A 13,127-nucleotide genomic window follows, 5' to 3' on the forward strand; every position below is an offset into this window, starting at 1 on the left:
CTAGATGCTCTTTTTGTTTTTATTTTTTATGTCCGTGCAAGTGATGACACGGAGAACACTCAAATGGAATTTTATCTAAGCAATTAAAGTTTGTTTCACAAATTTGTTCAATCGTCGGAACGAACGGAATGACGACCATATTACTTTCTACTATTTGTGTGACAGGTGGCAATACTGTACCTACTTGATGTTCGAAACGGATACTCGCTTGATTAATATAATTTCCTGAACCACTTGGCGCACTCTGAACTACTACTTGGAACGAAACTGTTCGCGCTTCACCTGGATTTAAACTACCTATGAGAAATCCTGATACTGGGCTTACATTTGGCACTGGCGTATTATCAACTGTTACACTTCCCTGAACAAATCGAACACTACTATCTAACATATCTTGAAAACGAATATTTTGTATTGCTGTATCTCCCGTATTCGTTATAACTATCGTAAACGTAATAACATCACCAATCGTTGCTGTTTGATGATCTGCCGTTTTTACGACTGTCGTTGAGACATTTTGAGATATAAATGGGATAACAACTGTATTGCTATCACCTTCAACTACTACTGGTGGCTCATTCGGATTTACAGTCGCGAGCCCACTTGCTGTAGCAGTATTTGTAACTAAATTATTTATTTGTCCTCCTGTTATTACAACTTGGAAATTAATAATGGCGGCATCATTTGGCTGAAAATCACCTAACGGGATACCAGTATTCGGATGGGCAAATGGAAGAGATACATCATTTACCGTTACCGTGCCATTTATAAATAACGTATTCGGATCAATGATATCTTTTAAAACAATATTCGTCACAGGAACTGTACTGTCATTTATAACGGCAATTCCGTAAGTGACAACATCTCCTACCATTGCTACTTCAAAGTTTGCCCCCTTTGCAACAAATAAGATTGCAGTATTTACCGTTACAATAACTGTATTACTCGTGTCCATCACCGTCACTGGCGGTTCCCCTGGTACTAAAATATATTCTGCTGATGCCCCAGCAACGTTCACTACTGTACCACCATCCGGAAAACTCGTAATCGTAGCTTCATATGTTACAATCGCCGTCTCACCGACTGGAATATCTAAAATCGTAAATCCAACCTGCGGATTTACTCCTGGACGAGCTACTCCATTTACAGTTACACTATTTGGTACAAAAACCGCTTCCGGAGATAGTACATCGATAAATTGAACATTCATCGCATCAGCAGTACCAGTATTTAATATACGAACCGTATACGTTACCGTTTCTCCTACTCCAACAATTGAATGATCTACTTCTTTTCGCATATCTAAGCTGCCCCTATTTACCGGTGTCACTGTCGTATTACTTGAATTCGTAATTGTAAACGGAGGTTCTCCTGGAATCAATTCGAAATCACCCGTTACTCTCGCTGTATTCATAATGCTACTAGAAGGCGGAACTGCGATTACATTTACTTCAAATATAATTAATACGCTATCCCCTACTGCAAGATCGGGTAATGAAAAGCCTACAAATGGATCTAAACCTACTTGTGGAATCCCATTTATTTGTACACTTCCAGGAACAAATTCTAAACCAGGAGATGGAACGTCAATAAACTGAACATTCGTCGCTGTTACCGTTCCCGTATTTGTCACTTGCACACTATACGTTAACGTATCTCCTAATCGTGTTGCTTGTTTATTTACTGTTTTTATTATATTGAAGCGCCCTCTATTCACTCTCGTTATTGTTGTATTACTTGGCTGATTTACTATAACTGGTGGTTCTCCTGGCACTAAAGTAAAACTTCCTGTTATATTTGCAACGTTCGTGATTGTTCCTGATGATGGGATGGTTGTAACTGTCGCTTGAAACGTTACTATAACCGTTTCACCAACTGGTATATCTCCAACTGCAAAGCCAGTAATCGGATTTAAGTTTGGTTGCGGGACTCCATTTATCGTTACACTATTTGCTACAAACGATGCTCCTGCTGAAATCGTATCAATAAACTGAACATTATTTGCTGTTACTGTTCCTGTATTCGTTATTTGCACTGTATACGTCAATACATCTCCAACGAGAGTAGCAGCCCTATTTACTTGTTTAATAACATTAAAGCGTCCTCTATTTACAGTTGTGAGTGTTGTATTACTTGGCTGATTTACTATAACTGGTGGTTCTCCTGGTACTAAAATAAAGCTTCCAGTAACATTTGCCGTATTGGCAATTGTTCCGTTTGACGGAACGCTAACAACTGTTACTTGGAATGTGACTTCTACACTTTCACCTGGAGTTATATCCGGAAGTGAGAAGCCAGTATTAGGATCTAATCCAGGCTGTAACACACCGTTTATCGTTACACTATTCGGTACGAATGTTATAGAGGATGGTAATACATCACTATATTGAACATTCGTCGCTATCACTGTTCCCGTATTTTGAACGACTGTTGTATATGTGATTGTATCGCCTACTGCAACGATCGGTTGACTTACTGATTTTAAAACATTCAAACCAGATTCGTTTATTTCCGTTAATGTCGTGTTACTTGTCGTCGTCTCCGTAATAGGTGGTTCGGTTTCACTTACAGCAAATGTAGCCGTAACGTCTACAAAGTTAACAACTGTTCCACCTTGAGGTATGCTTGTTACCATCTCCTGGTATGTGACAAGCACAAAATCACCTACAGGTATATCTGGAACTGTAAAGCCTATGAACGGATCTAATCCAGGTTCTGGTATTCCGTTTATACTCACACTTCCTGGAACAAATGCTACACCACTCGTACTAGAATCAAGAAATTGAACATTCGTTGCCGGTACCGTTCCAAAGTTAAAAATTAGTACATCGTAAGTTAATATTTCCCCAACCGTCGCTGCCTCTTTATCTACTATTTTTACTGGGAAAATTGAAGCTATATTAATTGTCGTAACGACTAAATTCGTTAATATCGTTTGCGTAATCGGTGGCTCCTGCGGATTTGGTTGTGAAGTAAATGTAACATCTGCGTCATTTAAGATGACTTCATTATCTGGAACCTCTGTAATCGTCACTTGGAATGTTACCGTAATACTTCCACCAGCATTTAATAACGGGCTAACTGTAAAACCTATTTCTGGATTCAAACCAGGTTGTTGTATTCCACCTATCGTTACACTGTTGTCAACAAACGTCGTCCCTTCTGGAATGACATCTTGGAAGAGCACATCTGTAACAGGGATAATTCCTACATTCGTTATTAGCACTGTATACGTTAATACATCCCCAACAGCCCCAGTTGCAACATTTACTGTTTTGGTTGCTGTCACTTCACCAGGAGGAGGTAACGGTATTGTAACTACCGTTGTATTACTTGAGTTCGTTGTTGTTACAGGTGGTTGTAAAGGGTTCAATAAGAAAGTAGCTGTAGCAGACGCTGTGTTTAGAACTGCCCCAAGCGTTGATGGTGCAACAACTATCACTTGGAACGTTACTGTCAATGATGTGCCCGCTGCAATATTAGGAAGCGGGAAACCTACATTTGGATCAAATCCAGGTTGAGGCGTTCCATTTATCGTTACACTATTTGCTACAAATGTTGTTTCTGGAGCAATCGGATCAATAAAAGAGACATTCGTTGCTGTCACTGTTCCGTTGTTTCGAATAACAACAGAATACGTGTAAGTTTCTCCAAGTGTTGCTTGTTGTACAGATGAAGATTTTTGTATATTTAATCGAGCTGTATTTACTTGTGTCACTACAAAATTACTATTTGTAGTAGTCGTTATAGGAGGACCAGCTGGATTTATAAGGAAGCTGGCAGTAACATTCGATTGATTTCTTATATTCCCACCACTCGGAACACTCGTCACTGTAACTTGAAACGTAATTGTAGCCGTTTGCCCAACTGGAATATCGGTAACAGGAAAACCTGCTATAGGATCCGCGCCTTGCTGAACGACTCCATTTATCGTTACACTATTCGCTACAAATGTAGCTCCAGATGGGATTGGATCTTGAAAAATAATATTTGTTGCAGGAACAGTTCCTGTATTTTGAATAAGAATCGTATACGTTAACGTATCTCCTACACCTGCTTGTGGTGTATTTACACTTTTTATTACATTAAGTGATCCCACATTCACTCGTGTCACAACTGTATTACTAATTGTTACAATTGTAATTGGTGGCTGGAGAGGACTTACTTGGAAATCAGCAGTTACATTCGCATTATTCGGAAGAACTCTATTTGGTGGTACACTCGTGATTGTCACTTGAAAAGTGACCGTTACCATCCCTCCTACTGGAATATTAGCAAGTGGAAATGCAGTTGTCGGGTTTAAACCTGGTTGAGGTGTCCCGTTTATTGTTACACTATTCGCTACAAAAGTGGTTCCAACTGGAATCGGATCAAGGAATGATACATTTGTCGCTACTACCGTTCCACTATTTTGTATAGCAACTGTATATGTTAGTGTATCTCCTACACCTGCTTCAGTAGCACTTACACTTTTCATTACATTTAATCCTGAAGAATTCACGACAGTCATAACAGTATTACTTGGTACTGTTACAGTAATCGGTGGCTCTGTTGGATTTACAAGGAAATCTCCAGTTACATTCGCGTTATTTACAACATTATTCCCTGGCGGAATTTCATCAATTAATACCTCAAATGAAATAATTACACTCGCGCCAGTAGGTAAATCATTTAATGGGAATCCTAGTCCTGGATCTGCCCCCTCTTGTAAAACACCATTAACCAATACACTATTTTCAATAAATAATGTCCCTTGTGGAATTGAATCTTGGAAAAATACATTTGTTGCTGGTACACTACCTGCATTTATGATTTCGATTGTATATACTAAAACATCTCCTACCGTCGCAACATCCGTATTCACTGCTTTCACAACTTCAAAATTCCCTGATTGTACAGTTGTATTCACTAGGTTACTCGGAATAGTAATCGTAACTGGTGGTTCACTCGGATTCACTTGAAAACTTGCTGTTACATTTGCCTGATTTAAAATATCTTCATCTCCTGGATTCTGTACAATTACTACTTCAAATGTGACTACAACCGTTTGAGCCGCAGGAATATTTGGAAGAGAAAATCCTGTATTCGGATTCAATCCACTTTGTGGTACTCCATTAATTGTTACAGAATTTGCAACGAAAGAAACAGCGGAAGAAATAGTGTCTTGGAATAACACATTTGTTAGCGGAACGTTTCCTGTATTTTGAACGGCAATCGTGTACGTTAAAGTGTCCCCTACTGCCGCTTGCGTTGTATTCACTTCTTTTATTACATTTAAACCGCCTGTATTAACTTGTGTCACAACTGTATTCGTTTGTCTATTAATCGTTACTGGTGGCTGATTCGGAATAACGACGAAATTAGCAGATACATTTCCGCGATTCGGAATCGTACCTCCTGACGGCGTAGATGTTACTCGTACTTGAAATGTAACTGTCCTAGTCCCACCTGGAGATATGTTAGCAACTGTAAACCCAGTTGCCGGATTTGCCCCAGGTTGCGAAATTCCATCTACAGTTACACTATTTGTGATAAAAGTCGTTCCAGTTGGGATTGGATCTTGAAAAATAACATTCGTCGCAAGTACATTTCCTGTATTTTGAATTGTTACCGTGTACGTAAGAACGTCGTTAACCGTTGCAAAAGCTTTATCCACTGTTTTTCTCGTTGTTATATCAGCTATATTAATTGTCGTAACTACAGTATTACTTGTCGCTTGCCCTGAAACTGGTTGTTGACCAGGTACTGGAGTAAAGTTAAATGTTACACTCGCACGGTTTGGAATTGGATTGACAAGAGGGTTCGATGTCACTCGTACTTGAAAGCGCACTACAGTCGTTTGCGATGCATTAATACTTCCTAAATTAATACTACTTGCTGGATTCGCTCCTGGACGTGCTACCCCGTTTACCGTAACGCTGTTTGCGACAAATGTTGTTCCTGCAGGGATACTATCAACAAAAATAACATTGTTTGCAGTGACGTTTCCATTATTCGTTACATTAACCGTGTACGTTAATACATCATTAAGTGTTGCCGTCTGTAAATCTACAGATTTTTGCATACTTATAGTTGCTTGATTCACTGTCGTTTGTACTGTATTTGAAGAAGACGTACTTGCAATAGGAAGGCTACCGACGAAAGGACGAAATTGGTAAGACACCATTGCACGATTTGAAATAGGGTTTGGATTTGGAAACGATGTAATTCTTACTTGGAATGTAACGATTCTTTGAGCATTATTTGGTATCGTTCCTAAATTAATTCCACTAGCTGGATTCGCACTTGGTTGTGCTACTCCACCTACCGTTACACTACCAGCTATAAATGTTGTGCCGTTCGGAATACTATCTTGTAATACAACGTTGTCCGCACTTCCTGTTCCTGTATTCGGAACTGTAATCGTATAAGTGAGAATATCTCCTATACCTGCAACTGCTTTATCAACAGATTTGACAGGATTTATAATCGGTCCCGTCGCATCAATTTGAACACCAAAACCAGCCGCTGCATAACCATCACCATTTGTAACGAACCGAACGGTTGCTGACGTTTGATTATTTACTAATGATGATGAAGCATCTACGTTTGTAATATCCCATCCTTGTCTTCGAACAGCCAAAGCTATCCCTAGTGGCTGATTCAAATCTCCAAACGTTCCGGTTGTATCTAATTCCCCAAAGTCATTACAAATTTGAGATTGAAAGAAATTATTTGCCGGATTTCTCGGTCCGAATAATGCAACTATAGCATTTGGGTTTGGTCCAAAGCGAAGTTGATCTCCAGAAATGTTGGAATCTCCCTCTTGAACAGTTACGAGCACTCTTCCTGTAACAGCTCCTGTAGCTGGCGTAGCAAATCCTGAAATAGTAGCATCAACTGGCGGGGATGAAGCATCAATAATTTCTTGGCCTGCATATACTGACAAATTTCGAAGTGGTAAACTTGCATTTTGATACACAACCTCAAGCGTCCAGCCAGCTGAACGGCTAATTGTTGGATCGGCTGAAGTTCTTGCAGCAGGCACAGCACCTGTTGTATATGTGCCGGCCCCACCTGCACTAACAAGGTTCGTTACATTAGCCGAGCGACTATAATAAAACTGTTTCCCTACTGAACCTTGCTGCGCAGTAGCGGGATCTGGCGTAACAGAAAATGTTCCGGATGGTGTTGTAAAAGTAATATTATCATTTAAAAACGCGGTAACATCCTCCGTATCAGTCCGGTATGTGCCGGCCCATACTAGTTCTGCGTATAAAACGCTACTCCCTACTGGAAGGTTCAAAATTGCACTTGAAGAATTTAAAGGCCAATCATCCGTCGTTCCTGCTGGGAATCCAGGTACTTGAAGTGATGTATTCACCGTTGTAAATACATCAATCGTACCAAAGTTATTGCCTGGCGCAGGCGATGTAGGACTAAGTCCTAATGTATTCCCAGTGAACGTGACGGCACCCGTTACTGTTGTTGTAAAGCGATTCAAAAAAGGCACGTAATCATCTCATTTCATTTATAGTAAAAAGTGCTCTATACTATAAAATGTAGACAAACTATACAATGTACGTTGTCCAACAAAATTCCGCACATATGAGAGGAGCTTATAAAACTATGCGCTACGTTATCATAACAGGAACTTCACAAGGTTTAGGTGAGGCTATTGCCACACAATTGTTAGAAAAAAATACAACTGTCATCTCTATTTCTAGAAGAGAAAATAAAGAGCTTACGAAACTCGCAGAACAATATAATAGCAATTGTGTTTTCCACTCCTTAGATCTTCAAGATGTACATAATTTAGAAACGAACTTTAACGAAATCATTTCATCTATTCAAGAAGACAGTGTATCTTCTATTCATTTAATTAATAATGCGGGTACGGTTGCTCCTATGAAGCCAATTGAAAAAGCAGAAAGTGAACAATTCATTACGAACGTTCACATTAATTTACTTGCCCCTATGATTCTTACATCTACTTTCATGAAACATACGAAAGAATGGAAAGTAGATAAACGTGTTATAAACATTTCATCTGGTGCAGGAAAAAATCCATACTTCGGATGGGGCGCTTATTGTACAACGAAAGCTGGCGTAAATATGTTTACACAGTGCGTAGCAACCGAAGAAGCAGCAAAAGAATATCCAGTAAAAATCGTCGCTTTTGCACCTGGCGTTGTTGATACAAATATGCAAGCACAGATTCGTGAAACAAATAAAGAAGACTTCACAAATTTAGAGCGATTCATCGCATTAAAAGAAGAAGGAAAGCTATTATCACCTGAATATGTTGCGAAAGCTATTCGTAACTTACTAGAAACTGAAGACTTCCCTCAAGGCGAGATTATTAGAATTGATGAATAACAAAAAGGCGTGCTATTTTAGCACGCCTTTTTGTTCTACTTCTCTAAAAATATAAGCACGGACTCCGCAATTTGCTCATAACCAATTTCTTGATAAATTTTATTCGATGTCGGATTCGCCAAATCAGTATATAACGTAGTCGTCTTGTAACCTTCATCTAACATACGTTGACTAAGTGCCGCTACACAATTAGATGCGTATCCCTTTTTCCTTGCTTCTTTAGGCGTATATACGAAATTAACTGTTATATTATTTGTAGTCGGTCTCGTTTTTGCTGCTACAGAAACAAGTTTTCCGTCTACTTCTAGACCAAATAAACGATGATTAGTGATTAATGTATGTGCCGTTTGTTTTGCTTCCTCTTTCGTAGTAGGAAGATTCACATCTTCGCAAAATCGATATATCCACTCTTCTATTAATGTTAGTTCATCACTACGTACTTCTCGAAAAAAACTACCCTCGCTCGGTTTCTTCTTCACTTCTTTCAACTCATATACTCCTTGTTCCATTACAACACTCGTTTTCTTATTTTCTAACACCGCAATCTCTTCCGCTAATTGTTGTACAACTTTCTTATTACCGATCAATCCGGGAATATCTGGATATACTTTCGTTAACTCTTTTGCAAGCTCCTTGATAGCTATTCCTGAAATTTCAGAAGTTGCAACAATGATTTGTTTCTTCTCTTCCGTTTGCAGAAATACAATCGCAATTTCTTCTCCTTGTTTCGCTATCCCCATAAATATCGGTTGTTGGACCATTTGTAATACACCTAATATGAGATTATTTTCCTGTTCATTCTTTTCTAAAAATGGTGTAACCACTTCTTTAAAATTAAGAATCTCTTCATATACATGTAATTGAATCATCGACAATCTCTTCTCTCTATTTATAGTTTCATTAAGTATTGGCGATTAATTCATTAAATCCCTCTTTTACGATTCAATAATATTCGAAGCTAACGTATTCAAAGCATTTTCAACTTGTAAAATTCTCTGTTTTTCCTTTTTAAATACCTCTTCTTCTTTTCGAAATGACTCTTTTCGATTTTTAATCATACGCTCCATCTCTTTTTTACTCGGTCCACCGTACACCTTTCTTTTTTGTATAAAAGCTTCTGGAGATATAATTTCTTCCCACTCTTTTTCTAATAAATGTATTTTAAATTTTTCTTGTAAGTATATATTTACATCTTTGAAATGTAATTCATGAAGCTCCTTTTGTTGCTCCAATGACATATTTGCAATAACACTTGCTGCATGATGCGCATGCCGGAATGGAATGTCATAGTTTTTTGTTAAAACATCTGCGAAATCAGTTATCGTAATTGCATGTTTATAAGAACGACTTTTCAGCGTTTCTTCTTCCACTTTCATTGTTCGAATGACTGCATTCAAAATGCAAAATACACGAATAGCCTTTTCAATTCCTTTATATAAATACGGCTGCAAGTCATCTTCCGTATCGACAATATCGCCAAATGGTGTATTATGAATCATTTGAAATACTGTAAATGCTTCACCTAAAGCACTACTCGTAATTGCACGGGCGTGTTCAATGGAAACTGGATTTCGCTTTTGCGGCATAATACTACTAATCTGTACATATGGCTTTGCAACAGTAATACCATCATATTCTTTCGTCGCTAATAGTAAAAAATCATGAATCCATCTACTCGTATTCGTCATCATTACCATAAGTAATGAGCTAACTTCTAATAAATAATCCGCTCCAGCAACAGCATCATATGAGTTCTCGATTACATTAGTAAATCCAAGTAAATTGGCAACTCGCTCTCGGTTAATTGGGAAACTTGTTGTAGAAAGCGCAGCAGCTCCCATTGGGGATTGATTTAAAAGTTTGTACGTTCTTTTCATTCGTTCTAAATCTCTTTGCATCGTATCATAAATTGCTAACACATAATGACCAAATGTTGTTGGCTGCGCTGGTTGTGTATGTGTATAAGCTGGCATAATTGTTTCCTTATGATCAGCCGCAAGTTGCAATATACTCTCTTGCATTAACAAATGATGTTCCATTAATCGTAATACATACTGTCTTAAACTCATGCGATACATCGTTACACCCATATCATTTCTACTTCTACCAATATGCATATTACTTACAAAATCGCTTTTTGCTTCTTGAGAAATTAAATGTTCCACTAAAAAAAAGAGATCTTCATGCTGCTCTGTATAGAGCAATTGCTCTTTTGGAATTCCCTCTACCTTTTTTAATGCGTGTAATATAACTTTAGCTTCTTCCTTTTTCATTAAATTTTCTTCAGTCAGCATCGTAATATGCGCTTTATGCACTTGAAACATGTCTTTCAATAAGTAATTTCTTTGAAACTCAAATACATGTTGTAATACACAATCCACGTATGTTTTCCCAGGGAAATCAGCGCCTTCACTCTTTATAAACTCTTCTTTGCTTTGTTTCATCACCTTTTCCCCTCTCACCTAAGTATTACTACCCATCATACCCAGAGATAGAAAAAAAGTGCTTGTACATAAAAATAAACTCGGCGCCCTCTGCACCGAGTTTACTTAATAAAAGTCGCATCATACTTATCACTTTGCAACACTTGGAAATGTAAATTTGCTAAATGTTTCCGTATTTCTGCACTGTCGTCTTCATTTAAATCATTTGCTAAGAACACTATTTCTGTACAGTTCCCACGTTTGTCCATCGCATAAACTGCTTTTGTAACTGTCCATGGCGTATAACCATTTTTTTGCCCTGCATGTCTAAATGTTTTACGGTATTTCTTAGCGCTCATATCTGTTTCAACGATATTCGCCCACACTTTTTCTTCTGCGTCTGTTAGGCCACCTTTATGATTTGCCTTTTGAAGCAGTACCATATAATCATTTGCAGAAGCTGCTGGTAATCGATCTGACCAAATTTTATCGTAACGTTCCTCTAAATAAAGAGGAATTTCCTTCTGTAATAATGGTCCCTTCTTTTTTAAACGTTCATGAATAAGTATCGCATATTCACGATATTGCTCTTGAGACATTTCTTTTAACTTTTTCTCTATTTTATATTTCGGAACATGTAGTTCTTTATGCAAATATCCAGGGATGTATAAAGATGAAACAATTGGAAATAGCGGCTGATGTGCTGGAAGCGATAAACTTTGTAAATTACGATTAATATTATCTAATCCTAACAATTCCATTAAATATTCCGCATTTGCATTCGAACTAAACTTAACCATTCCTTTTGCCACTTCTTCTAAAGAAACTGCTCCTTCAGTTATCTTGCCCGTTTTCTCCAAATAGCGTTGCCACCTATCTTGCGCACCACCATCTGTATTCGGTACGTAATACCGATTCACATCATTAATGGAAACGAAACTAGACGGATCAATTTTTCCTTCTGTAACTTGTTTCGTATATTCAAGCGCCACAATTAACTTCATCGTACTAGCAACTGGCAATACAACATTTGGATTTACAGAATAAACAACTTTATCATTTCTCTTCACGAGAAGCGCACTATTTTTTTCATCTTTATGTTCTTCAATAAAGGATGCGATATACTGCGCATCATCATTATTTGAACTCCACACTTTTTTCACTAAAAAATTACCCGATATTAGCAAAACGAAAATACCCACAATCACTGCGCATACTATAGTTTTTTTCAAGTAAAATTCCTCTCCTATTGTATAACTCTTCTCTATCTATCTCTTACAAACAAAATAATGGAGATGATTACTAAAATAATCATCTCCATTATTTTAACTTGTATTCTCCCATTATGTCTACGTCATAATTTTCACGAAGTCTTCGAGAAATTTTTTATAATGTAATGACCAACCAATTCGTACCCAATTCTTTAAAGCTTTTGAGTCAGGTTGAGGACGGAAATCAGCAATACTTTCTCCCTTTGCAATTCCAACTGTATCTACATCAACACGACGATATACATAATCTAACAAGGAGGGATTTGCCGCGACCATCATTGTAACGACGTCATGTACTGGGCTACCTGTTATTTTCGGATTTAACTTTTTATAAGCTTTATAATAATACGTAAATATGGGCTCAATTAACTTATTAAAACTCGTTTTAGAGTGTTTCGTAATATATTTTACCATCTCCGGCGTAATAATAGCTTCAGATGTAACGTTAAGTGGTACTAATGTCACATTCTTAGCATTTTGCATCACTAATTGTGACGCAATAGGATCACCATGAAAATTTGCCTCTGCTACCGGTGTTACATTACCAGGCATTAAGAACGCGCCGCCCATTATATAATATTCTTTTACATACTTCATCATCGGCTTTTCTAAAATAAATGCTGTCGCTAGTGTCGTTGACCTACCAGCATCGACTATTATTAATTCTCCTTTATACTTTTCAAGAATATCAAAAAATACACAAAAAGGTTTTATATTTGGCGAAAAAGTTTTTGGAGGTTTAATTGGTCCTAAACCGTCTGCCCCATGAATTTCTGGATAATACGTTGTAACATCTCCGGATAAAGGGATTTTTGCACCATTAATAACAGGTATATCTTCTCGCCCTGCCATTTGTAATAAATATGCTGCATTACTCGTTGCCTTTTCCTGCGTTACATTTCCATATCCCGTTACAACACCAACAATATCAATATCAGGATGCATAATTCCATACATGATGGCTAAAGAGTCATCAATTCCTGGGTCTCCTAAAAATAATACTTTTTTCATCACCCTCAACTCCATCCCCTCAATTGTTATTAATTTATGAATATTCACAGGCTTACAGAATAAA

General features: G+C 37.7%; 6 protein-coding genes. 1 reads left to right on the plus strand and 5 read right to left on the minus strand.

Annotated elements, in window-relative coordinates; translation table 11 throughout:
* Positions 1-19 precede the first annotated feature (19 nt).
* Complete coding sequence (locus ATN06_RS17970; RefSeq protein ID WP_060631775.1) at positions 20-7,492, minus strand: DUF7507 domain-containing protein; 7,473 nt, start codon at positions 7,490-7,492, stop codon at positions 20-22.
* 116 nt (positions 7,493-7,608) lie between these two features.
* Between ATN06_RS17970 and ATN06_RS17975 the strand changes: the two genes are divergently transcribed.
* The gene (locus ATN06_RS17975) at positions 7,609-8,358 is read left to right on the plus strand and encodes a (S)-benzoin forming benzil reductase (protein WP_060631776.1); all 750 of its coding nucleotides are present in this window, start codon (positions 7,609-7,611) and stop codon (positions 8,356-8,358) included.
* Positions 8,359-8,393: 35 nt separating this feature from the next.
* On the opposite strand, the gene ATN06_RS17980 is transcribed toward ATN06_RS17975, so the two are convergent.
* From ATN06_RS17980 to ATN06_RS17995, 4 genes are all read right to left on the minus strand, one after another.
* Positions 8,394-9,227 (minus strand): GNAT family N-acetyltransferase, encoded by an 834-nt coding sequence (locus tag ATN06_RS17980; protein WP_060631777.1) that lies wholly within the window; start codon positions 9,225-9,227, stop codon positions 8,394-8,396.
* A 66-nt stretch (positions 9,228-9,293) separates the two neighbouring features.
* Entirely contained in the window at positions 9,294-10,802 is a 1,509-nt protein-coding gene (gene argH / locus ATN06_RS17985; protein WP_060631778.1) for an argininosuccinate lyase, read from the minus strand.
* Positions 10,803-10,903: 101 nt separating this feature from the next.
* Positions 10,904-12,013, minus strand: coding sequence for a serine hydrolase (locus ATN06_RS17990; protein ID WP_060631779.1), 1,110 nt, complete (start codon positions 12,011-12,013; stop codon positions 10,904-10,906).
* A gap of 117 nt (positions 12,014-12,130) precedes the next feature.
* The gene (locus ATN06_RS17995; protein ID WP_060631780.1) at positions 12,131-13,063 is read right to left on the minus strand and encodes a nucleoside hydrolase; all 933 of its coding nucleotides are present in this window, start codon (positions 13,061-13,063) and stop codon (positions 12,131-12,133) included.
* Positions 13,064-13,127: the final 64 nt, after the last annotated feature.

Source organism: Bacillus thuringiensis, assembly GCF_001455345.1.
Lineage (GTDB): Bacteria > Bacillota > Bacilli > Bacillales > Bacillaceae_G > Bacillus_A > Bacillus_A thuringiensis_N.

Coding starts and splice junctions, on each gene's coding strand:
- argH (WP_060631778.1), bottom strand. CDS start 10,802: ATGAAACAAAGCAAAGAAGAGTTTATAAAGAGTGAAGGCGCTGATTTC.
- ATN06_RS17980 (WP_060631777.1), bottom strand. CDS start 9,227: ATGATTCAATTACATGTATATGAAGAGATTCTTAATTTTAAAGAAGTG.
- ATN06_RS17975 (WP_060631776.1), top strand. CDS start 7,609: ATGCGCTACGTTATCATAACAGGAACTTCACAAGGTTTAGGTGAGGCT.
- ATN06_RS17995 (WP_060631780.1), bottom strand. CDS start 13,063: ATGAAAAAAGTATTATTTTTAGGAGACCCAGGAATTGATGACTCTTTA.